Source organism: Kitasatospora sp. NPDC058965 (genome assembly GCF_042741245.1).
In the GTDB taxonomy this organism is placed as follows: domain Bacteria; phylum Actinomycetota; class Actinomycetes; order Streptomycetales; family Streptomycetaceae; genus Kitasatospora.
Window position 1 is genome coordinate 30,724 of sequence record NZ_JBHYKG010000005.1, and the last position, 22,104, is coordinate 52,827.

At 74.5% G+C, this 22,104-nt stretch carries 22 protein-coding genes; 11 read left to right on the plus strand and 11 right to left on the minus strand.

The window, feature by feature from the left end:
• Nucleotides 1-189: 189 nt before the first annotated feature.
• The gene (locus tag ACFW1A_RS01865; protein WP_380402504.1) at nt 190-558 is read left to right on the plus strand and encodes a WhiB family transcriptional regulator; all 369 of its coding nucleotides are present in this window, start codon (nt 190-192) and stop codon (nt 556-558) included.
• 28 nt (nt 559-586) lie between these two features.
• On the opposite strand, the gene glpX is transcribed toward ACFW1A_RS01865, so the two are convergent.
• Nucleotides 587-1,627: a class II fructose-bisphosphatase gene (gene glpX, locus ACFW1A_RS01870; RefSeq protein ID WP_380402391.1), complete on the minus strand. Its 1,041-nt coding sequence runs from the start codon at nt 1,625-1,627 to the stop codon at nt 587-589.
• A gap of 224 nt (nt 1,628-1,851) precedes the next feature.
• On the opposite strand from glpX, the gene ACFW1A_RS01875 reads away from it, so the two are divergent.
• Nucleotides 1,852-2,361 carry a DUF4245 domain-containing protein gene (locus tag ACFW1A_RS01875; RefSeq protein ID WP_380402394.1) on the plus strand — a complete coding sequence of 170 codons (510 nt, stop codon included), beginning with the start codon at nt 1,852-1,854 and terminating at the stop codon, nt 2,359-2,361.
• A 65-nt stretch (nt 2,362-2,426) separates the two neighbouring features.
• Here the strand turns inward: ACFW1A_RS01875 and ACFW1A_RS01880 are convergent, their stop codons facing one another.
• The 4 genes from ACFW1A_RS01880 to ACFW1A_RS01895 all read right to left on the minus strand — a co-directional run bounded on the left by ACFW1A_RS01880 (nt 2,427) and on the right by ACFW1A_RS01895 (nt 6,047).
• On the minus strand, nt 2,427-3,029 hold the full coding sequence (locus ACFW1A_RS01880; protein ID WP_380402397.1) for a malonic semialdehyde reductase: 603 nt from the start codon (nt 3,027-3,029) through the stop codon (nt 2,427-2,429).
• Nucleotides 3,030-3,172: 143 nt separating this feature from the next.
• A complete protein-coding gene (locus ACFW1A_RS01885; protein WP_380402400.1) occupies nt 3,173-3,415 on the minus strand; it encodes an exodeoxyribonuclease VII small subunit in 243 nt (80 codons plus the stop codon).
• 39 nt (nt 3,416-3,454) lie between these two features.
• Complete coding sequence (xseA, locus tag ACFW1A_RS01890; RefSeq protein WP_380402403.1) at nt 3,455-4,672, minus strand: exodeoxyribonuclease VII large subunit; 1,218 nt, start codon at nt 4,670-4,672, stop codon at nt 3,455-3,457.
• Between the two features lie 10 nt (nt 4,673-4,682).
• On the minus strand, nt 4,683-6,047 hold the full coding sequence (locus tag ACFW1A_RS01895) for an APC family permease (protein ID WP_380402406.1): 1,365 nt from the start codon (nt 6,045-6,047) through the stop codon (nt 4,683-4,685).
• A 96-nt stretch (nt 6,048-6,143) separates the two neighbouring features.
• On the opposite strand from ACFW1A_RS01895, the gene ACFW1A_RS01900 reads away from it, so the two are divergent.
• A complete protein-coding gene (locus ACFW1A_RS01900) occupies nt 6,144-7,118 on the plus strand; it encodes a 4-hydroxy-3-methylbut-2-enyl diphosphate reductase (RefSeq protein ID WP_380402409.1) in 975 nt (324 codons plus the stop codon).
• 93 nt (nt 7,119-7,211) lie between these two features.
• Nucleotides 7,212-7,955, plus strand: coding sequence for a polyphosphate--glucose phosphotransferase (gene ppgK / locus ACFW1A_RS01905; RefSeq protein ID WP_380402412.1), 744 nt, complete (start codon nt 7,212-7,214; stop codon nt 7,953-7,955).
• A 114-nt stretch (nt 7,956-8,069) separates the two neighbouring features.
• Here ppgK and ACFW1A_RS01910 read toward each other — a convergent pair whose 3' ends face one another.
• The gene (locus tag ACFW1A_RS01910; protein ID WP_380402415.1) at nt 8,070-8,666 is read right to left on the minus strand and encodes a DUF6542 domain-containing protein; all 597 of its coding nucleotides are present in this window, start codon (nt 8,664-8,666) and stop codon (nt 8,070-8,072) included.
• Between the two features lie 179 nt (nt 8,667-8,845).
• On the opposite strand from ACFW1A_RS01910, the gene ychF reads away from it, so the two are divergent.
• Entirely contained in the window at nt 8,846-9,919 is a 1,074-nt protein-coding gene (gene ychF / locus ACFW1A_RS01915) for a redox-regulated ATPase YchF (protein WP_380402418.1), read from the plus strand.
• A 175-nt stretch (nt 9,920-10,094) separates the two neighbouring features.
• On the opposite strand, the gene ACFW1A_RS01920 is transcribed toward ychF, so the two are convergent.
• From ACFW1A_RS01920 to ACFW1A_RS01940, 5 genes are read right to left on the minus strand one after another with little or no spacing between them, the layout of a single operon-like run.
• Nucleotides 10,095-10,454 (minus strand): DUF488 domain-containing protein, encoded by a 360-nt coding sequence (locus ACFW1A_RS01920; RefSeq protein ID WP_380402421.1) that lies wholly within the window; start codon nt 10,452-10,454, stop codon nt 10,095-10,097.
• Nucleotides 10,455-10,469: 15 nt separating this feature from the next.
• Nucleotides 10,470-11,123 (minus strand): HAD-IA family hydrolase, encoded by a 654-nt coding sequence (locus ACFW1A_RS01925; RefSeq protein ID WP_380402424.1) that lies wholly within the window; start codon nt 11,121-11,123, stop codon nt 10,470-10,472.
• Between the two features lie 34 nt (nt 11,124-11,157).
• The gene (locus ACFW1A_RS01930; protein WP_380402427.1) at nt 11,158-11,613 is read right to left on the minus strand and encodes a deaminase; all 456 of its coding nucleotides are present in this window, start codon (nt 11,611-11,613) and stop codon (nt 11,158-11,160) included.
• Nucleotides 11,610-12,287, minus strand: a complete 678-nt coding sequence (locus tag ACFW1A_RS01935) for a RibD family protein (RefSeq protein ID WP_380402430.1) — start codon at nt 12,285-12,287, stop codon at nt 11,610-11,612. Before ACFW1A_RS01935 ends, ACFW1A_RS01930 begins: the two co-directional genes overlap by 4 nt.
• Before the next feature lie 10 nt (nt 12,288-12,297).
• Complete coding sequence (locus tag ACFW1A_RS01940; RefSeq protein WP_380402433.1) at nt 12,298-12,879, minus strand: pyridoxamine 5'-phosphate oxidase family protein; 582 nt, start codon at nt 12,877-12,879, stop codon at nt 12,298-12,300.
• Between the two features lie 76 nt (nt 12,880-12,955).
• On the opposite strand from ACFW1A_RS01940, the gene ACFW1A_RS01945 reads away from it, so the two are divergent.
• The 6 genes from ACFW1A_RS01945 (at nt 12,956) to ACFW1A_RS01970 (ending at nt 22,071) form a co-directional block, all read left to right on the plus strand.
• Nucleotides 12,956-13,777: a methyltransferase domain-containing protein gene (locus tag ACFW1A_RS01945; protein ID WP_380402436.1), complete on the plus strand. Its 822-nt coding sequence runs from the start codon at nt 12,956-12,958 to the stop codon at nt 13,775-13,777.
• A gap of 79 nt (nt 13,778-13,856) precedes the next feature.
• Entirely contained in the window at nt 13,857-15,251 is a 1,395-nt protein-coding gene (locus ACFW1A_RS01950; protein WP_380402439.1) for a DUF4190 domain-containing protein, read from the plus strand.
• Nucleotides 15,252-15,744: 493 nt separating this feature from the next.
• Nucleotides 15,745-15,912: an SPOR domain-containing protein gene (locus ACFW1A_RS01955; RefSeq protein ID WP_380402442.1), complete on the plus strand. Its 168-nt coding sequence runs from the start codon at nt 15,745-15,747 to the stop codon at nt 15,910-15,912.
• Nucleotides 15,913-15,963: 51 nt separating this feature from the next.
• The gene (locus ACFW1A_RS01960) at nt 15,964-16,368 is read left to right on the plus strand and encodes a (deoxy)nucleoside triphosphate pyrophosphohydrolase (protein ID WP_380402444.1); all 405 of its coding nucleotides are present in this window, start codon (nt 15,964-15,966) and stop codon (nt 16,366-16,368) included.
• 132 nt (nt 16,369-16,500) lie between these two features.
• Entirely contained in the window at nt 16,501-19,191 is a 2,691-nt protein-coding gene (locus ACFW1A_RS01965; protein WP_380402447.1) for a SpoIIE family protein phosphatase, read from the plus strand.
• A 270-nt stretch (nt 19,192-19,461) separates the two neighbouring features.
• Nucleotides 19,462-22,071 carry a SpoIIE family protein phosphatase gene (locus ACFW1A_RS01970; RefSeq protein ID WP_380402507.1) on the plus strand — a complete coding sequence of 870 codons (2,610 nt, stop codon included), beginning with the start codon at nt 19,462-19,464 and terminating at the stop codon, nt 22,069-22,071.
• The last annotated feature ends 33 nt before the right edge of the window (nt 22,072-22,104 follow it).

Below are 22,104 nucleotides of genomic sequence, written 5' to 3' on the forward strand. Positions count from 1 at the left end.
GCCGGGTGAACACGGTGTGCATGAACCGGGATTGCGTGGGGTAGTTCCTGGGGCACATCGATTTTGAACGGCTACGGTCAGAACGGCGTCGGAACTCACTCGGGACGGCAGCCGAGCCGTGACGCGAGCCATTCCCGAGCTGTGTCAGGAGTCGCCGTGCTGCACCCGATCGAGCCCAGCACCACCGGTGTGATCCGCACCACCGCCCGGCGCGGTCCGGCCGGCGGGCAACCGGTGGGCTCGCTCGACCCGTCGGAGGAGAACCCCTGGCACACCCTGGCGGCCTGCCGCCGGGACGAGGCCGGCCTCTTCTTCGCCCCCTCCAAGGAGCCGACCGCGGCCCGGTTGGCCCGCGAGGAGCACGCCAAGCAGGTCTGCGCCGGCTGCCCGGTACTGCTCGCCTGCCGCGAGCACGCGCTCGCCCAGCCGGAGCCGTACGGGGTGTGGGGCGGGCTGACCGCGGCCGAGCGCCGGGTGGTGCTGGCCCGCCGCCGGCGCCGGGTGGCCGAGCCGACCCTGCTCCCGGTACCGCGCGAGCGGGGCCGGATAGCCGGCTGAACCGGCTGCCCGACCCCGCCCGGACCCGTCAGTTGGCGCGGTCGAAGTCGATCGCGCTGTAGGCCCGCAGCTTGGCGAGCTTGTGGGTGGAGTCGATCTGGCGGATCGTGCCGCTCTTCGAGCGCATCACCAGCGAGCTGGTGGTGGCGGTCGCCTGGCGGTAGTGCACGCCGCGCAGCAGCTCGCCGTCGGTGATGCCGGTGGCGACGAAGAACACGTTCTCGCCGCTGACCAGGTCGTTGGTGGTGAGCACCCGGCTGAGGTCGTGGCCGGCGTCGAGCGCCTTCTGCTTCTCGGCCTCGTCCTTGGGCCACAGCCGGCCCTGGATCACACCGCCCATGCACTTCATCGCGCAGGCCGCGATGATGCCCTCGGGGGTGCCGCCGACGCCCATCAGCAGGTCCACGCCGGTGCCCTCGCGGGCCGCCATGATGGCGCCGGCCACGTCGCCGTCGGAGATGTACTTGATCCGGGCGCCCGCCTCGCGGATCTCCTTGATCAGGTCGCTGTGGCGCGGGCGGTCCAGGACCACCACGGTCACGTCCTCGACGGACATGCCCTTGGCCTTGGCCACCCGGCGGATGTTCACCGCCGGCGGGGCGGTGATGTCCACGAAGTCGGCCGCCTCGGGGCCGCAGACCAGCTTGTCCATGTAGAAGACCGCGCTGGGGTCGAACATGGTGCCGCGGTCGGCCACGGCGAGGACCGCGACCGCGTTGTTCATGCCCTTGGCGGTCAGCGTGGTGCCGTCCACCGGGTCCACGGCGACGTCGCACTCGGCGCCGGTGCCGTCGCCGACCCGCTCGCCGTTGTAGAGCATCGGGGCCTCGTCCTTCTCGCCCTCGCCGATGACGACGACGCCGTTCATCGAGACGGTGGAGACGAGGGTGCGCATGGCCTTCACTGCGGCGCCGTCGGCGCCGTTCTTGTCGCCCCGGCCGACCCAGCGGCCGGCCGCCATGGCCGCTGCCTCGGTGACCCGGACGAGCTCCAGGGCGAGGTTCCGGTCCGGTGCCTCCGGCGCTACCTCCAGGGAGCGCGGGAGGTGGGAGGGGTGCTGCGTGGTCATCGTCGTTACCTCTCTGTACGCGACGGCCAGTGAGCGCTCGACCACTGTCGGGTCGAGTGCTGCAAATGAGGGTCCCCCGATCGTATCTGTGTGCTGCGGGGCTGTCTGTGGCGCGGGTCCCGCCCACCTGCGCCGACGGGTGGCGCACGGGCGTCGGGGCGACCCCGGTGGTCGGTGTGCCGGGCGGGATGGGTCACCATGTGGGGGTGGCAGGCAAAGGTGGCATGAGAGGGCGGCAGACGGTCCGGGACATGGTCCTGTCGATGGTCGCCGTCATGGGCGTGGCCCTGGTGGCGTATCTGACGATCCCGCACAGCGGCAACGGGGACCCGGTCAAGGTGGTCGACTACAGCGCGGCGCTGGCCTCGGCCAAGCGCGCGGCGCCGTACCCCGTGCTGGCCCCCGAGGGCCTCTCCGACAAGTGGCGGGCCACCTCGGTGACCTACCAGAAGGACGCCACCGGGCACGCCGGCTGGCACCTGGGCTTCGTCACCCCCGACGGCAAGTACGCCTCGGTGGAGCAGAGCGACGAGCCGAAGGGCGACCTGCTCAAGACCGTGGTGGCCGGCTTCGCCCCGGACGGCGGCTCGACCATCGCCGGCCAGTCCTGGGACCGCTACCAGGGCGACCGCTACCGCGCGGTGACCGAGACCAGCGGCAGCGCCACCACGCTGGTGGCCGGCTCCGCCTCCTACGCGGAGCTGGAGCAGCTGGCCCAGGCGCTGCGGCCCTGAGACCCGGACGCGGCGAGGGCCCGACCCCCAAGGGGGTCGGGCCCTCTGCCGTGCGGTGCGACGGGTCAGACGGTGGTGACGACCTCGTCGTAGGCCAGCCGCGGGCTGCGCGGGTACCAGGCGTCCGCGCCCGGCTTGCCGATGTTGACCACGGCCAGCACCGAGTGCTCGCCGTCGCCGAAGAACTCCTTGTTGATGCCCTCGGCGTCGAAGCCGGTCATCGGGCCGGCGGCCAGGCCGGCGGCGCGCACGCCGATGATGAAGTAGCCGACCTGGATCGCGCCGTTGAACCGGGCCGAGCCCTCGCGCACCGCGCGCTCGCTGAAGAACACGTCCTTGGCCTGCGGGAACGCCGGGAACTGGGTCGGCAGCTCCTCGTGGAACTCGTTGTCGGCGGCCAGCACGGCGACCAGCGGGGCGCTCAGGGTCTTGGCCTTGTTGCCGTCGGCCATGTGCGCGACCAGGCGCTCGCGGGCCTCGGCCGAGCGGACCAGGACCACCCGCAGGGCCTGCTGGTTGAACGCGGTCGGGGCGTACTTGACCAGGTCGTAGACGGCCTGCAGCTGCTCGTCGGTGACCGGCTCGTCGGTGAACGTGTTGGCGGTCCGGGCCTCACGGAAGAGCAGGTCCTGGGCGGCGGAGTCGAGCGCGAGCGCGGGGTTGGTCATGGTGGGCACCTCAAGGCTGGTGAGTCAGTGGCGGTGGGCGGCCGGACGCCGCGCACCTCCTCGTCCAACTTGAGTGAACTTTCAACCATTCCCGCGATTGATGTGACAGTCATCACATCGCGTGCTGCGTCGGGTACGACCGGCTACTGCGTGGCCTCCGGGCCGCCGTCCTGCTCGGCCGCCAGGGCGGCGTCCAGCCGGGCCCGGGCGCCGTCCAGCCGGCGCTGGCAGACCTTGGCCAGCCGCTCGCCGCGCTCCCACAGCGCCAGCGACTCCTCCAGCGAGGTGCCGCCGGTCTCCAGCTGGCGGACCACCTCCATCAGGGCGTCCCGGGCCTGCTCGTACCCCAGCTCGTTCTCGGTGCTCGCGCTCTCCTGGTCAGCCATGCGCCCAGCGTAGAGGCTGGGCCCGACAGAACCCGCGGTTCAGTCCCGGGTCGGCAGCCGGTCCACCCGCACCTCGAAGCCGCCGCCGGCCACCCGGGCGTGCAGCGCGGCGCCCTCCGCCAGCTGGGCCGGGTCGGTCACCACCCGGCCGTCCGGCTGCTGCAGCACCGCGTACCCGCGCTCCAGGGTGGCCGCGGGGGAGAGCGCCACCACCCGGGCCAGGGTGTGGCCCAGGTCCGACTCGGCGCGGTCCAACCGGTGCCCGAGGGTGCGCCGGGCCCGGTCGCGCAGCCCGGTCAGCTCCTGCTCGCGCTCGCCCAGCAGCCGGTGCGGGGCGGCCAGCACCGGACGGCTGCGCACCCCGGCCAGCCCCGACTGCTCGCGCCGCACCAGGTCGGCGACCAGCCGGCGGGCCGCGTCGCGCAGCTGGCGCACCCGGGCCTGCTCCTCGCCGACGTCCGGCACCACCCGCTTGGCGGCGTCGGTCGGGGTGGCGGCCCGCAGGTCGGCCACCCAGTCCAGCAGCGGCTGGTCGGGCTCGTGCCCGATCGCGCTGACCACCGGGGTGCGGGCGGCGAAGACGGTGCGGCACAGCTCCTCGTCGGAGAACGGCAACAGGTCCTCCACGCTGCCGCCGCCGCGGGCCACCACGATCACGTCCACCTCGGGGTGCTCGTCCAGCTCGCGCACCGCCCGGGCCACCTGGCCGGCCGCCTGCGGGCCCTGCACCAGCACGTTGCGCACCTCGAAGCGGACCTGCGGCCAGCGCCGCCGGGCCACCTCCAGCACGTCCCGCTCGGCGGCCGAGGCCCGGCCGGTGACCAGGCCCACGCAGTGCGGCAGGAAGGGCAGCGGCTTCTTGTGCTCGGCCGCGAACAGCCCCTCGCCGCCGAGCCGCCGCTTCAGCTGCTCCAGCCGGGCCAGCAGCTCGCCCAGGCCCACCAGCCGGATCTCGGTGGCCCGCAGCGTCAGGGTGCCGCGCGCGGTGTACCACTCGGGCTTGGCGTGCACCAGGACCCGGGAGCCCTCGTGCAGGGTGTCGGCCAGCGGCTCGATCACCGAGCGGAAGCAGGTGACGCCCAGCGAGACGTCCTGCTCCACGTCACGCAGGGTCAGGAACTGCATCCCGGGCCGACGGCTCAGCTGGGTGATCTGCCCCTCCACCCAGACCGCGCCCAACCGGTCCACCCAGCCGCCGATCAGTTGGGAGACCTTGCCGACCGGGAGCGGGGTTTCGGGGGAGCTGGGATTGGCCATGGCTACGAGGCTAGCGCCGGCCGCCGACACGGGTGGGCCGCCGCAGCAGCAGCACCGCGAGTCCGAGCGCCAGCCAGACCGCGCCGACCAGCTGCGCGGTGCCGGAGGCCCGCCACAGCACCGCGACGATCACCGCGATCCCCAGCAGCGGGAGCAGCAGGTGCCGGACCCGGTCCCGGGAGCCGTTCCTGACGGTGTACCAGCCGATCACCGAGGCGTGCAGCAGCACGAAGGCGGTCAGCGCGCCGACGTCCACCACCGAGGTGAGCCGGTCCAGCCCGTCGTCCCGGGTCGAGGCCCAGACCGCGGCGGCCAGGGTGACCAGTGCCGACACCAGCAGCGCGCGGCGCGGGACGCCCGACTCCGGGTCGACCAGGCCGAGCCGGGCCGGCAGCCGGCCCTCCCGGCCCATCGCGTAGAGCAGCCGCCCCGCCGCCGCCTGCCCGGCCAGCGCCGCGAAGGCGGCCCCGATCGCCTTGCTCGCCGCCACCAGGGTGTGCAGCCAGTGGCCGATCGACCCCTCGACCGTGTCGTAGAAGGCGGCGCCCTGCAGGGCCGGCTGCTCGGCCAGCTGCTCGGGGGTGAGCGGTTCGAGCAGCGCGGCCAGGTAGGTCTGGGCGAGGAACAGGGCGCCGGCCAGCAGCAGGCAGAGCAGCAGCGCCCGGGCCACCGCCGCCGAGGCGCCGACGGCCTCCTCGACGAAGGAGGCGATCGCGTCGAACCCCAGGTAGGAGAGGACCGCCACGCTCACCGCGCCGAGCACCGCACCCAGGTCGAAGCCCCCGGTCCCGGTCAGCGGCGAGAGCACCGGCCGGACCGCCCCGTCCCGGGCCAGCACCACCACGGCCGCCACCAGGAAGACCGCGAGCACGGCCAGTTCCAGCACCAGCACGGCGAAGCCCGCCACCGCCGCGGTGCGCACCCCGGCCAGGTTGAGCGCGGTGGTGACCAGCACCGCGAGCGCGGTGAAGGACCAGCGGGAGAACTGCGGCACCAGGGCGTGCAGCGCGATCCTGGAGAAGAGGTAGGCCACCGCCGGGATCAGCAGGTAGTCCAGCATCGCCATCCAGCCGGCCACGAAGCCGGTCCGCTCGCCGAGCCCGGCCCGGGCGTAGGCGAAGACCGAGCCGGTCCGCGGCACCGCGCGCACCATCTGGGCGTAGGAGTGGGCGGTGAGGCCCATCGCGGCGGTGGCCACCAGGTAGACCGCGGCCACCGCGCCGCGGCTCCTGGCGTCCAGCACCCCGAAGACGCCCACCGGGGCCATCGGGGCGATGAAGAGCAGTCCGTAGACCACCAGGTCGCGCAGGCCCAGGCTGCGGCGCAGCCCGCCGCGCGGCGGCGCGGCCGCGGGCGGGACCGGTCGATCGCTCACGGGTCAGATTTGACCACCCGGCTCCGGTCGGGGCCGGAAATGACGCGGTACCGGCGCGGCTGCGGCCGGTGGGCGGGCCGCCCGTACGATAGGGGCATGTCGACCACCGCTCAGCGCCGCGTCCTGCTCGCCGCCCCCCGGGGCTACTGCGCGGGCGTCGACCGCGCCGTCATCGCCGTGGAGAAGGCCCTGGAGCAGTACGGGGCGCCGATCTACGTCCGCAAGCAGATCGTCCACAACAAGTACGTCGTGCAGACCCTGGAGAAGCAGGGCGCGATCTTCGTCGACGAGACGGAGGAGGTGCCCGAGGGCTCGATCGTGGTCTTCTCGGCGCACGGCGTGGCCCCCTCGGTGCACGACGAGGCGAAGGCCGGCAAGCTCGCCACCATCGACGCCACCTGCCCCCTCGTCACCAAGGTGCACAAGGAGGCGGTCCGGTTCGCCGACGAGGACTACGACATCCTGCTGGTGGGCCACGAGGGCCACGAGGAGGTCATCGGCACCATGGGCGAGGCCCCGGACCGGATCCACCTGGTGGACGGCGCCGAGGACGTGGCCAACGTGCAGGTGCGCGACGAGTCCAAGGTCGTCTGGCTCTCCCAGACCACCCTTTCGGTCGACGAGACCATGGCCACCGTCGGCGAGCTGAAGAAGCGCTTCCCGCTGCTGGTCTCGCCGCCCAGCGACGACATCTGCTACGCCACCCAGAACCGCCAGGTGGTGGTCAAGCAGATCGCCTCCGAGGCCGACCTGCTGATCGTGGTCGGCTCCAAGAACTCCTCCAACTCGGTGCGCCTGGTCGAGGTCGGCCTGGAGTACGGCGCCAAGGCGGCCCACCTGGTGGACTTCGCCGAGGAGCTGGACGAGGCCTGGCTGGCGGGCGTCACCACGGTCGCCCTGACCAGCGGTGCCTCGGTGCCGGAGATCCTGGTCCAGGGCGTGCTGGCCTGGCTGGCCGAGCGCGGCTTCGGCGACGTGGAGACCGTGCGCACCGCCGAGGAGACGCTGACCTTCTCGCTCCCCAAGGAGCTGCGCCGCGACCTGCGCGCCGAGGCGGCCGGCAAGCTCTGAGCCGGGATCAGGTGACACTGCGTCGCTTTCCGAGCTGCCGCCGCGGCCCGGCTCCCCTACCGTGAGAGCCGGGACCGAGCGAGGAGTGGCGACGTGACCGCGGTTTTCGGCGTGGACATCGGCGGATCGGGGATCAAGGGCGCCCCGGTGGACCTGGCGGCCGGCGCGCTCGCCGAGCCCCGGTACAAGGTGCTCACCCCGCAGCCGTCGGCCCCGGACGCGGTGATCGCCGCGGTCGGCGAGGTGGTGGACCACTTCGACCACCAGGGCCCGGTGGGCCTGACCTTCCCCGGGGTGGTGGTGTCCGGGCACACCCGCACCGCGGCCAACGTGGACCCGGGCTGGCTCGACCTGGCTGCCGAGCAGCGGTTCAGCGAGGCGCTGGGCCGCCCGTGCGTGCTGCTCAACGACGCGGACGCGGCCGGGCTGGCCGAGGTCCGGTTCGGCGCCGGGCGCGACCGGCGCGGGGTGGTGCTGGTGCTCACCTTCGGCACCGGGATCGGCAGCGCGCTGTTCGTGGACGGGGCGCTGGTGCCCAACACCGAGCTGGGCCACCTGGAGCTGCGCGGCAAGGACGCGGAGCGGCGGGCCTCCTCGGCGGCGCGCGAGCGGCACCAGCTGACCTGGGAGGAGTGGGCGGTCCGGCTGGACGAGTACCTGGACCTGGTGGAGCGGCTGTTCTGGCCGCAGCTGCTGATCATCGGGGGCGGCGTCAGCCGCAAGCACGAGAAGTTCCTGCCGCTGCTCAAGGAGCGGGCGGCCACGGTGGTGCCGGCCGAACTGCGCAACGACGCCGGGATCGTGGGCGCGGCGATGGCGGCGGCGGAGGCGGTCTGACGCCGGGACGGTCCGCCGGGGAGCCTGCCTGACACGGATGAGCCCCGACACGGAGCCGGCCCGACACGGAGCCGGTCGGGCCGCGGCGGCCTCCCCGGGAGCGGCGGATCCGGCCTACCGGGAGCGGCGGATCCGGCGCTGGGCCACGAACCGGGCGCCGACGATCGCCGCCGCCAGCCCGGTGCCGCAGAACAGCCAGCCGGCCCGCACGGCCAGCCCGCTGCACAGCGCCAGCAGGTGCCCGACCAGCCCCGACATCGCGACCGGTCCGAGCAGCGCCAGCGCCAGCGCGAAGGAGAGCGGCCCGGCGATCGGCGCGGCCGGCAGGTCGGCCAGCCGCACCCGCACCGCCGTCTGGAAGCAGACGAAGACGAAGCCCAGGCCGAACAGCACCCCGAGCCCGCCGAACAGCAGCCGGTCCAGCAGCGCGAAACCGAGGGTGCCGACCACGGAGAGCACCCCGGTGCCCACCCCGGTCAGCCGGGTCGGCGGCCCGGGGCGCCTGCCACCGGCCCCGCCCGCCCCGCCGAGCCGCCGGCGCAGCCGGGCGGCCAGCGCCGGCCCGCCGCCGGTCGGGCGCAGTCGGGGCGGCCGTGCGGCGACGGCGTCGCGGGGCCCGGCGGGCCCCGGTACGGCGGCCTCGCGGCCCGGGCCGCCGGCCGGCGGTCGGGGGCGGGGCCCGGGCGGCTGGGTACGGATGCTCTGCTCCACGGACTCAACGTACGGTCGGATTAACCTCACCTTGGGTAATGACGGCGCAAGACATGTCCGTGTCCGGCGTGTCACCCCGCCGGGCGGGCCTGGAGTGGGCGGGCGCGCCGCCCCGTAGAATCGGCAGTCGGCCCGTACGGTGCCGCTCCACGCCCTCCAAGCCCACGGGATCTCGCTTCATGTCGCTCACGATCGGAATCGTCGGCCTGCCGAACGTCGGCAAGTCGACCCTGTTCAACGCCCTGACCAAGAACGACGTCCTGGCGGCCAACTACCCGTTCGCCACCATCGAGCCGAACGTCGGCGTGGTCGGCGTCCCGGACCCGCGCCTCGCGGTGCTGGGCAAGATCTTCGGCTCGGAGCGGATCCTGCCCGCCACCGTCGACTTCGTGGACATCGCGGGCATCGTCCGCGGCGCCTCGGAGGGCGAGGGCCTGGGCAACAAGTTCCTCGCCAACATCCGCGAGTCGGACGCGATCTGCCAGGTCATCCGGGCCTTCGAGGACCCGGACGTGGTCCACGTGGACGGCAAGGTCTCGCCCAAGGACGACATCGAGACCATCAACACCGAGCTGATCCTGGCCGACCTGCAGACCATCGAGAAGGTGCTGCCGCGGCTGCAGAAGGAGTCCCGGCTGAAGAAGGAGTCGGCGGCCGCCGCTGCCGCCGCCGAGGCCGCGCAGAAGGTGCTGGAGTCCGGCAAGACCCTCTTCGAGGTCGGCTTCGACGCCTCCTCGGTCCGCGAGCTGCACCTGCTCACCACCAAGCCGTTCCTCTACGTGTTCAACGTGGACGAGGACGAGCTGACCGACGACGCCTTCAAGGACAAGCTGCGCGAGCTGGTCGCCCCCGCCGAGGCGATCTTCCTGAACGCCAAGATCGAGTCCGAGCTGATCGGCATGGACGACGACGAGGCGCTCGAACTGCTCCAGTCGATGGGCCAGGAGGAGCCCGGCATGGCCACCCTGGGCCGGGTCGGCTTCGACACCCTGGGCCTGCAGACCTACCTGACCGCCGGCCCCAAGGAGGTGCGCGCCTGGACCATCAAGAAGGGTGCCACCGCCCCCGAGGCCGCCGGCGTCATCCACACCGACTTCCAGCGCGGCTTCATCAAGGCCGAGATCGTCTCCTTCGACGACCTGGTCGCCTGCGGCTCGATCCCGGAGGCCCGCGCCAAGGGCAAGTCCCGCATCGAGGGCAAGGACTACGTCATGCAGGACGGCGACGTGGTGGAGTTCCGCTTCAACGTGTGACGGACCGCCAGGAGGTGTGCCGGGCCGCCACGACTGGTGTAGGTGGTCACGGACACCGCCATCGTCATCCTCGCTGCCCGCTACCACTACTGAGTGCGCACCGGTGCCCGGCTCTCCCTGGGGAGGCCGGGCACCGGTGTCGTTCCGGGGTGACCGGGTCCCGCCCGCCGCCGCGCTACCCCTGGTCCTGCGTCAGCAGCTCCGTCAGCACCGCGACGTGGTGGGCGTGCGGGTCGCGGCCGGCGGTGAGCAGGGTGAGGACCGGGTGGGCGCGCAGGGCGGTCAGGTGGGTGCGGGCCTCGGGGGTGGTGAGTTCGGCGCGGTAGCGGGTGGCGAACTCGGCGGCGCGGGTGTCGGGGGCGTCGTGCAGGAAGTGGCGCAGCCCGGTGGAGGGGGCCAGGTCCTTGGCCCACTCGTCGAGGCCGGCGCGTTCCTTGGCGAGGCCGCGCGGCCAGAGCCGGTCGACCAGGACGCGGTGGCCGTCGGCCGGCTCGGGCGGATCGTAGACGCGGCGGGTGCGGACCAGCGGGGGCATGCGGTCCAGTGTGGGTCAGAGGGACAGCTGCAGGGTGCCGTCCACGCCGGGGGTGATCCGGATGGCGGTCAGGTCCGCCACGTGCGCGTCGGGCCGGTGCGCGGCGGCCCGCGGGCCGACCCCGACCACCCGCATGCCAGCCGCCCGGCCCGCCGCGATGCCGGCCTCGGAGTCCTCGAAGACCAGGCAGTCGGCCGGGTCGACGCCCAGCTCGGCGGCGGCCTTCAGGAAGCCCTCCGGGTCCGGCTTGCTGGCGCCGACCTGCTCCGCGGTGACGGCCAGCGCCGGGAACGGCAGGCCGGCCGCGCCCATCCGGACCCGGGCCAGCGCCTCGTCGGCCGAGGTGACCAGGGCGTGCGGCAGCTCGGCCAGGGCGGCCAGGAAGGCGGCGGCGCCCGGGACCTCGACGATCCCCTCGGTGTCCGCGGTCTCCTCGGCGAGCATCGCCCGGTTCTCCGCCAGGTTCTGCTCCACCGGGCGGTCCGGCAGCAGGATCGCCATCGACAGGTGGCCCTGGCGGCCGTGCACCACCCGCATCACCGCGTCGCCGTCCAGCCCCTGGCGCGCGGCCCAGCGGCGCCAGCAGCGCTCGACCACCGCGTCGGAGTTGACCAGGGTCCCGTCCATGTCGAGCAGCAGGGCGCGGGCGGACAGCACGGTGGCAGGCATGCGGTGGCTCCAGGGGAAGGACAGTTATGTTCCTTCAGGATACAAAAAGGTGCCGGTTCACCTCACGGGCGGCCGCGGCCAGCTCCGGGAGCTCCACCACCTCCACCCCGGCCTCCTGCAGCAGGGCGATCCCCTCGCAGCCGGTGACGAACAGGTCCGGCTCGCGCCAGGCCACCACCACCCGCGGGATGCCGGCCGCCAGCACCAACTGGGCGCACGGCCTGGGCCGGGAGGCGCGCCGGCTGCACGGCTCCAGCGAGCTGTACAGGGTGGCGGTGCGCAGCCGCGGGTCGTCGGCCGGCAGCTTGGCCAGGGCCGACTCCTCGGCGTGCACCACCGGATCGCCCTCGCGGCTGTGGCCCTCGGCCAGCACGGTGCCGTCCGCGCCGACCAGCACCGCGCCCACCGAGAAGGCGCCGGCGGCCGGCGGGCACTGCCGGGAGAGCTCGATCGCGCGGGTCAGGAAGGCCAGGTCGGTTTCCCGGGTCATGCGGACTCCTTCGGGGCGTAGCGCAGCAGGACGACGTCCCCGACGGTACGGGCCTCCAGCAGCCGCAGCCGCCGGGTGCTGCCCCCGGGGAAGGCGGCGGGACCGACGAACCGGGGCGCGCCGGCGTCCCCGACCAGCAGCGGGGCCACCGCCAACTGCAGCTCGTCGGCCAGTCCCTGGGCCAGGAACTGGGTGTGCACCGAGCCGCCGCCCTCCACCATCAACCGCCGCACCCCGCGCCGGCCCAGGTCGTCCAGCAGCGGTCCGAGTCCGGCGCCCAGGTCCAGCGCGACCACCTCGGCCAGGCCGTCGAGCGCGGACCGCAGCCCGGGCGCGGCCGCCTCCCCGGCGTACACCAGCTTCGCGCCGCCGGTGTGCCAGAACCGCAGCTCGGGCCCGAGCCCGCCGCTCGCGCTGAGCGTCACCTTGAGCGGGTACCCGGGCCGGCCGGCGGCCTCCCGGGCGGCCCGCCGCGCCGGGTCGTTCACCAGCAGCCGCGGGTTGTCCCGGCGCAGCGTGGTGGAGCCGACCAGGATCGCGTCGCAGCCCGCCCGCAGCTCGTCCACCCGGTCGAAGTCGGCCGGGTTGGAGAGCAGCAGGCGTTCGGGCGAGGCGTCGTCCAGGTAGCCGTCGATCGACATCGCGGCGCTCAGCAGTACATGCGGTCGGGTCACCCGGCCAAGGCTACGGCCGTGGCGGGAGCGGCAGCGGCAGGGCCGGCAGGCCGTCCACGCTGGTGACGTTGTACGGCTTGCCGGCGCAGTACTCGGCGAACTCCGGGTCGGTCTTGCGGTCGAAGAAGTCGGCGTGCAGCGAGCGGTCCTCCCGGTAGTCCATGAAGGGCACGGCGAAGCCGCAGGAGTCGCTGACCCGCTGGGCGTGCACCAGCACCACGCAGCGCAGTCCGGCCCCGTCGGCGTCCGCCGGGAAGCGGGCGAGCAGCCCGGCGAACCGCGGGTCGTCGCGGAAGACCGCCTCCCCCCGGCCGTGCACCCGCACCACGGTCGGCGGGCCGGTGAAGGCGCACCACATCAGCGTGATCCGGCCGTTCTCCCGCAGGTGGGCGACGGTCTCGGCGGTGCTGCCGCCGAAGTCCAGGTAGGCGAGGGTCAGCTCGTCCAGCACCACGAGGGTGCCGGAGCGGCCCTTGGGGGAGACGTTCACGTGGCCGTCCCCGGCCAGCGGGGCGGAGGCGGTGAAGAAGAGCGGCTGGGCCTCGATGAACGCACGCAGCCGGCCGTCGATCCGTTCATAGGTCTTTCCCATGCCCCCATGCTAACGCCGTCTCACTGAACAAGACAGATCTTCTTGACTGGTGAGACGCCCGCTAGGCTCACCGGGCATGACGAACCATCAGCACCCGCAGGCCGTCTACACGCACGGCCACACCGCCGCCGTGCTGCGCTCGCACCGCAGCCGCACCGCCGCCAACTCCGCCGGCTACCTGCTGCCCGCACTGACACCGGGTCAGCGGGTGCTGGACGTGGGCTGCGGCCCGGGCACCATCTCCGCCGACCTGGCCGAACTGGTCGGTCCGACCGGCAGCGTGGTGGCGGTGGACAGCTCGGCCGAGGTGGTGGCCCAGGCCGCCGCGCACGCGGCCGAGCGGGGCCTGACGAACATCGAGTTCGCGGTGGCCGACGTGCTGGCGCTGCCGTACCCGTCCGGCGGGTTCGACGTGGTCCACGCCCACCAGCTGCTGCAGCACCTGGCCGATCCGGTGGCCGCACTGCGCGAGATGCGCCGGGTGAGCGCGCCCGGCGGTGTCGTCGCGGCCCGCGACGCGGACTACCGGGCGATGACCTGGTACCCCGAACTGCCGGAGCTGGACGACTGGCTGGCGCTGTACCGGCGCTCGGCCCGGGCCAACGGCGGCGAGCCGGACGCGGGCCGGCGGCTGCTGGCCTGGGCCCGGGCGGCCGGCTTCACCGAGGTGACCGCGTCCAGTGCCAGCTGGACCTTCGCCACCCCCGGCGAGCGGCTGTGGTGGGGCGAGTCCTGGGCCGACCGGACCACCTCCTCGGGGATGGCCCGCACCGCCCTGGCCGAGGGCTTCGCCACCGAGGCGGAGCTGGCCGCGATCGCCGAGGGCTGGCGGCGCTGGACGGTGGAGCCGGACGGCTGGTTCGCGGTGCTGCACGGGGAGGTGCTGGCCCGGGGTTGACGGGTGGGGTCGCAGGTGGGGCGGCCTGCGGGGTGGACTAGAGTCCCGCCAGTCATCGAACTGAAGCGCGGGGGACCGAATGACGGCGGAACAGGAGCAGCCAGCGGGCGGGCCGCAGGACCTGGCACCGGAGGGCGCCGGGGGAGAGCACCCCGACCGGGCCCGGCCGCAGCCGCCGCAGGACGCCCCGCCGCACGACGTCCACCCGCCGCAGGACGCCGCGCCGCAGCCCCCGCAGCCGCCGCAGGACCCCTACGGCCAGCCCGCCCCCGCCCCGGCCCCGTACCCGCCCTACCAGACCGTCCCCGGCGCCCCGCCGCAGCCGCAGCCGTACCCGGCCCCGTACCCGCCGGCCGGTGGCTACCCGCCCTACGGTGCCCAGTCGGCCGGCGGTTACCCGCCCTACGGTGCCCAGCCGCCCGGCGGCTACCCGGGCTACCCGGCCTGGCCCGCCCCGCCGCCGATGCCGCCCGGCACCAACGGCCTGGCCATCGGCGCCCTGGTCACCTCGCTCACCTGCTTCCTCTGGCCGGTCGGGCTGGGCCTGGCGATCGGTGCGCTGAACCAGATCCGCCGGCGCGGCGGCCAGCGCGGCACCGGCCTGGCGGTCGCCGCCCTGGTGCTCTCGATCGTCGGCGCCTTCGCCACCCTGGGCCAGCTCGGCAAGCACGCCAACTCCGACTTCTCGCTGAACGGCGGGAGCGGCGGCGACGGGACCGTCGCCGCCCGCGACCTGCTCACCGGCGACTGCTTCGACCGGGCCGGCAACCTGGTGCGCAAGGTGCCGTGCAGCGGGGCGCACGACGGCGAGGTGGTCGGCTCGCTGCAGCTCACCGGCTCCGCCTACCCGGACGAGGCCGAGCGCCGCCGCCAGGCCGGACCGCTCTGCGAGCGGTACTCCCGGGACTACTCGATGGACGACTGGGCGGTCCCCGACGGCATGGTGGTGCACTACTTCTACCCGGAGCGGGACGGCTGGGACTCCGGCGAGCGCACCACCACCTGCTTCCTCACCGAGCCGGGCAAGCAGCACACCGGCTCGATGCGGCTGGACGTGCGCAACACCACCAGCGCCCAGTACCGCTACCTCAAGGCGATGGACGCCATCGACGAGGAGGGCAGTCGGCGCCCGACCGGCGCGGTCGCCGACGACCCGGCCGGCTACCGCGAGTGGGCGGCCGCCATGGTCAAGGTGCTGCAGGACCAGACGGCCGCGCTGCAGGGCGGCTGGGACCCGGCGGTCGGCCCGGCGGTGGACGCCCAGCTGACCGAGCTGAAGCTGCGCCTCCCGGCGCTGCAGCGGGCCGCCCAGCCCACCGGACCGGACGACCTGGCCCGGGCGCTGGCCGAGTCGGACAAGCACCGCGGCTACGACCAGCAGAAGGCGGTGCGCAAGCTGCTCGGGCTCAGCACCGACGACTCCTGGCTGGACCAGCCGTCCGGCGGCAGCGACGGCGCCCCCAAGAGCGTCTGACCCACCGTTACCCGTGGGCCCGAAGTGGCACAGTACGGTCGGGCCGTGGGGGAAGGACCCCGCAGGCACCTTGCGCGGCGGCGGTGGCGGGTCCACCCTTGCGGTAGTCGTCCGTAAGGTGTTCGCACCGGGAGCACCCGTTCGGTTCACGGTGTCCGGGGCACTGCGCCCCGGGGCCGGTGCCACCGCCTTGCCGACGGCCTGAACGGGGGAACGGGGGCTCTTGTGCGGATCTTCAGGGGAACAGCCGGTGCGAGGGGCGCACCGCAGGCGCCGGTCGTCCGGCACGTCACTCACCTCGCCCACTTCGCCCACGGCACCCGGGCACGCCGCCGCTGACCGGCCGCGCGCCGCGTCACGACGACGAAACCTCGTCCGTACCTCCCGGTAGCGGGCCGTCCCTAGGCTCTGGGGACGGCCACACCCTGCGGACCCGACTCGACCCCCACCGAGCCGGGCCCGCAGGGCGTACTCCTCGACTACCCTGCGACCCATGACCACCGAGGATGCCGCCCCCGCCTGGCGGGTGATGCGTCAGGACGACAACGGCAACCGGTTCCTGGTCGCCCGCGGCCTCGGCCGGGAGGAGGCCGAGGAGCTGGCGCGCACGTTCGAGGCCCGCGGCCACAAGCAGCTGTACTGGACCGAGCGGGACCGCTAGGGGCCGTCCGCCCCGGCGGGGCGCTGCCGGGCTTCCCGTTAGGCTCGCCGCATGGAGAACCGGATCGTGGTCGGCGGCGCGCTCATCCACCGCGGGCGGGTGCTGGCGGCCCGCCGCTCGACGCCGGCCGAGGTGGCCGGGCGGTGGGAGTTCCCGGGCGGCAAGGCCGAACCGGGCGAGACCCAGCAGCAGGCCCTGGAGCGCGAGTTGCACGAGGAGCTCGGGATCCGCGCGCGGGCCCTGAGCCGGTTGCCGGGGGAGTGGCCGGTCCGCCCCGGGCTGGTGCTGCGGATCTGGGCCGCCGAGCTGGTCGAGGGCGAACCGCAGCCGCTGGCGGAGCACTCCGAGCTGCGCTGGCTCGGGCCCGGGGAGCTCTCGGAGGTGGACTGGCTGGAGCACGACCGCGAGGTGCTGCCGGCCGTCGCCGCGCTGCTCGACGGCGCCGCGGGGAGCTGACGGCCCGTCGGCCGGTCGGAAAAGATGACCCGAACGCCTGGGTACCGCTGGTTTGGTCTGGGTATGTCACAGTTCGGCATGAACCGTCACGCTCGGTAGGTGGCGGCGGCGCGGACACGGGAGGCCCAGTCGGTGGCGAACACGGGCAGTGGCGGCAGCACACGGCGCCGGGGCACCCGTGCGGGCGGGGCCGCCGCCCGGGCCCGGCTGCGCCCCCGGGCCGCAGGGCGCACCGCCGAGCCGCCGGGGCCCGGGCCCGACCTGCTGCCGCCCGCCGCCGGGGTGCCCCGGGGCACCGTGCGGGGCACCCCCGCCGAGCCGTTCCCGAGCGGGGCCGGGCCGGCCGCCGCCCCGCTCGGCGAGCACGCCCGGGGCAGCCTCTTCGACGTGGTCAAGGTGGCCATCGCGATGCTGGACACGGTCGGCCGGGTGGTGCTGTGGAGCCCGGCCGCCGAGGAACTGCTCGGCTGGCCCAGCGAGGTGCTGGTGGGCCGGCGGATCGACGAGCTGGTGGTCGACCGGCACCTGGCGGCCGACACCCGGGAGGCCTTCGCGACGGCGCTGCGCACCGGCAGCTGGAAGGGCCTGACCGAGCTGCACCACCGGGACGGCCCCAAGGTCCCGGTGGAGGCCCGGATCTCGCCGCTGGTGGACGGCGACGGCACCCCGTTCCTGCTGGTCGCGCTGGCCGAGGCGCGCACCCTGCAGGCGGTGGAGCGCGACCTCGCGGTGCGCGACGCGCTCTTCGAGCAGTCGCCGCTGGGCATCGCGGTGCTGGACACCGAGCTGCGCTACACCGCCGTCAACCAGACCCTGGCCGACATGAACGGGGTCGAGACCCAGGAGCACGTCGGCCGCACCACCGGCGAGACGCTGCCCGACCGGGCGGCCGACGAGATCACCGTGATCCAGCGTCAGGTGCTGGCCACCGGCGAGCCGGTGATCGACGTGACCCTGGCCTCGCCGCCCAGCGCCCGCTCCGGCTACCGCTCCATCTCCTACAGCCGGCTCACCGACCGGGCCGGCCGGGTGCTGGGCATCTCCGGCACCGTGATGGACGTGACCGAGCGGTACCGGGCGGTGGCCAAGGTGGAGCACGCCCGCCGCCGGCTCGCGCTGCTCAACGAGTTCGGCTCCCGGGTCGGCGACCTGCTGGACGCCTCCCGGATCGCCCAGGAGCTGGCCAGCGCGGTGGTGCCCAGGCTGGCCGACTTCGCCGCCGCGGTGCTGCTGCAGGCGGTGGCGCACGGCGACGACCTGCCCCGGCACGCGCACGACCGGCGCACCTCGCTGCTCCAACTCGGGGTGGCGGCGGTGCAGGACGGCGACGAGGTGGAGACCATGCTGCGCCGCGGTGCCCGGATCAGCTTCGCCGAGGAGTCCTGCTACGGCCGGGTGCTGCGCACGGGTGTGCCGGAACTGCTCTCCGGAGCAGAGGAGTTGGAGGAGGCGACGTACCCGGGCGACCCCAAGGTGCAGGCCGCCCTGGCGCTCGGCACGCACTCCATGCTGGTGGTGCCGCTGCGGGCCCGCGGGATCGTCATCGGGCTGCTGGTGCTCAGCCGGGCCGGGCGGCGCGAGGCCTTCGACCGGGACGACCTGGCCTTCTCGGTGGAGCTCGCCGACCGGGCCGGCAGCTCGCTGGACAACGCGCGGCTCTACGTGCGCGAGCGCACCGCCGCGCTGACCCTGCAGCGCACCCTGCTGCCGCAGCAGGTGCCGCAGCCCACCGGGGTGGAGGTGGCCTACCGCTACGTGCCCGGCAGCATCGGCACCGAGGTGGGCGGCGACTGGTTCGACGTGATCCCGCTGCCCGGCGACCGCACCGCGCTGGTGGTGGGCGACGTGATGGGCCACGGCCTGCGGGCGGCCGCCACCATGGGCCGGCTGCGCACCGCGGTGCGGGTGCTGGCCGCGCTCGACCTGCCGCCCGGGGTGCTGCTGCGGCACGTCCACGAGCTGGCCGACGACCTGGCCCAGGGACCGGACGAGGCGCTCTTCGCCACCTGCGTGTACGCCGTCTACGACCCGGCCACCGCCCGGCTGACGATGGCCAAGGCGGGCCACATCCCGCCGGTGCTGGTCCACCCGCCGACCCCCGGGCCGGCCAGGACCGGCAGCCCGCTGCCCGGCGGCTCGGGCCGGGTGCTGGAGCTGCCCTCGGGCGCCCCGCTCGGGGTGGGCGGGGTGCCGTTCGAGGCGGTGGAGCTGGACGTCCCGGAGGGCAGCGTGCTGGCGCTGTGCACCGACGGGCTGGTGGAGTCCCGGGACAAGGACCTGGACGTGGGCCTGGGCCGGCTGCAGGCGGTGCTGGAGAAGCCGTACCTCTCCCTCCAGCACGCCTGCGAGGCGGTGCTGGACACCCTGGAGCAGGGCCGCGAGCCGGACGACGTGGCGCTGCTGCTGGCCCGGCTGGGGCGCGGCGAGGAGGGCGCCCGCGCGGTGGGCTGGACGCTGCCGGCCGAGCCCACCGCCGTCTCCCGGGCCCGCCGGCTGGTCCGCGGCGCGCTCGCCGAGTGGCTGCTGGAGGAGCTCAGCGACACCGCCGAGCTGCTGGTGAGCGAGCTGGTGACCAACTCGGTGCGGTACGCCAGCGCCCCGATCGGGGTCCGGCTGACCCTCGGCGAGACCCTGCTGGTGGAGATCTCCGACCCGCTGCCGGACCCGCCCCGGGAGCGGCACGCGGCCGCGGCGGACGAGGGCGGCCGCGGCCTGGAGCTGGTCCGCCGGCTGGCACTGCGCTGGGGGGCGCGTGCCGAGGGAATGGGCAAGGTGGTCTGGTTCGAGCAGGAATTGCCGGGGAAGGAAGCGAATCAGGAATGAACCGGGCGGATTGATCGGGCGGGACGCTGATTCTTTGAGCCGCGCTCACGTCCGATCATGTCTGCTCCATGACAATGGGTCGATCAGGCGCACGGGAGTGGACCAGGGGCGCGAGCGTGGCAGGCTGGTGGCGCGGGACCGGGAACAAAAACCTTCGCTCGATTTGATGTTGTGATGTCAGGGGCGTGTGCGGGTGCCCCTGGATGATGAATACTCGGTCTTCTCGACATCCGGATGGTCGCGGGTTGGAGGGGTCGGTCCTTGAACAGCATGCCGGCGCGGGAAGCGCTGACTGGCAGCGGTCACGCCGCCGTGCCCGGACAGCCCGGTGCACCGGCTGCGGTGCGGGAGATCCGGCCGCCGTCCGTGCCCGTGCCCCGGCCGGACCGCTGGGGTGACGCCGACCCCGGGTCGATCTACGCCTTCATCCGGGTCGCCACCTTCGCGATCGGCCCGGACGGGCGGATCAGCCAGTGGAGCGAGCGGGCCGCCGACTTCTTCGCGCTGCCGGCCGCCGAGGCGGTCGGCGCCGACCCGGTGACCACCTTCGTGCCGCGCGAGCACTGGCAGCGCGGCCGGGCCCGGGTCGAGCGCACCCTGGCCGGCGAGGAGTGGGTGGGCACCGCCCCGTACCGCGACCGCGACGGCGGCGAGGGCCTGGCCGAGATCTACCTGATGCCCGCCACCGGACCGGCCGGCCCGACCGGTGCGGGCGACGGCGCCCCGGGCGCCCTGTGCCTGGCCGTCGACCTGGGCAAGCTGCGCCGGATCGAGACCGACCTGGCCGCCTCCGAGGCGGTCTTCGGGCAGACCCCGAGCGGGTTCTTCCTCTTCGACCCGGAGCTGCGGCTGCAGCGGGTCAACCAGGCCTTCGCCGAGGCGGTCGGGCTGCCCCAGCCCGAGCTGATCGGGGCCGGCCCGGCCGAGCTGTTCGCCGCCGCCGAGGCCGACCGGCTGCGGGCCGCGCTGCGCCAGGTGCTGGACAGCGGCGACCCGGTGGTCGACCTGCGGTTCAACAGCCCGCTGCCGGGCCGTCCCGGCGAGCGCCGCTGGGCGATCTCGCTCTACCGGCTGAGCGGCCCCGGCGAGCGCCCGATCGGCGTGGCCGGCCAGGTCAACGACGTGACCAGCCGGCACGTGGCCGAGCGCGAGGCCGCCGGGGTGCGGCGCAACCTCGCCCTGGTGAACGAGGCCAGCGCGCACATCGGCTCCACGCTGGACCTGGAGACCACCGCCAAGGAACTGCTGGACGTGGTGGTCCCGCAGTTCTGCGACCTGGCCACGGTCGACCTGTACTCCGCGCTGCTCTCCGGCGAGAGCGGCCCGTCACTGGCCGGCACCGCCTACGACGGCAGCGGCGAGCTGCGCCGGGTGGCCGTCTCCAGCGTGGTCGGCGGCGCCGCCTCGGTGCTGGGCGGCGACCCGGGCGGGACCGGCGAGCACGCCTACGGGGCGCCGCTGGCCGCCGCCGAGGCCGGCGGCACGCTCTGCTACCCGCCGCGCTCCCCGCACGCCCGCGCGCTGCGCACCGGGCGCAGCGCGATCCCCGACCCGGGCCCGAACCCGCTGCTGCGCTCCACCCTGGTGGTGCCGCTGGTGGCCCGGGACACCGTGCTCGGGCTGGTGCAGCTCTCCCGGGCGATCGGCAGCGAGCCCTTCGACGCGCGGGACGTGGCGATCGCCGAGGAGATCGCGGCGCGCGCCGCGGTCTGCGTGGACAACGCCCGGCTCTACCGGCGCGAGCACGAGCGCGCGCTGATCCTGCAGCGCAGCCTGCTGCCCCCGGGCAACCCGGAGGCCAGCGGACTCGAGATCGCCTGCCGGTACCGCCCGAGCAGCAACAACACCGAGGTCGGCGGCGACTGGTTCGACGTCATCCCGCTGCCCGGCCACCGCACCGCGCTGGTGATCGGCGACGTGATGGGGCGCGGCCTGCGCGCCGCGGTGGCGATGGGCCAACTGCGCACCGCGGTGCGCACCCTGGCGATGCTCGACCTGGAGCCGGCCGAGGTGCTCGGCGCGCTGGACGACATCGCGCGCGGGCTCGGCGACCCCGGTCCGTACCCGGGGCCCGGGTACGGGGCCAAACCGCGGGTGGACCAGGAGGCGGTCGAGGTCTACCTCGCCACCTGCGTGTACGCGGTCTACGACGCGGTGACCAGGCGTTGCATCTTCGCCAACGCCGGCCACCTGCCCCCGGTGCTGCTCAGCCCGGGCGAGCCGGCCCGGATGCTGGACGTGCCGCCGGGCCTGCCGCTGGGCGTGGGCGGCGAGCCGTTCGAGGAGGTCGAGCTGACGCTGCCGGACGGCGCGCTGCTGGGCCTGTACACCGACGGCCTGGTGGAGTCCCGCAAGCACCAGTTGGACGAGGGTCTGCGGGCCTTCCGCACCGCACTGCAGAACGGCGGCCCGGTGCTGGAGACGCTCTGCGACCAGGTGCTCAACGAGCTGGACCCGCACCACGGCGAGGACGACATCGCGCTGCTGATGGCCCGGGTGCGCGGCTTCCCGGAGGACGCGGTCGGCGACTGGCGGCTGCCGGCGGAGCCCACCTCGGTGGCCAAGGCCCGCGAGCTGGCCTGCGGCTGGCTGCTGGTGCGCGGCCTGGAGGAGCTGGTGGACACCACCGAGCTGCTGGTCAGCGAGCTGGTGACGAACGCGCTGCGGCACGGCAAGGGCGAGATCCGGCTGCGGCTGCTGCGCGACACCACGGTGGTCTGCGAGGTCTGGGACGACGGGTACGCCCAGCCCCGCCAGCGCCGGGCCCAGGAGACGGACGAGGGCGGCCGCGGCCTCCAACTCGTCTCGCTGCTGGCCGAGCGCTGGGGGAGCAGGCGCACCCCGCACGGCAAGATCGTCTGGTTCGAGCTGACCGTCTGAACCGCTGTCCGGCCCGCCGAACCGCTGCCCCGC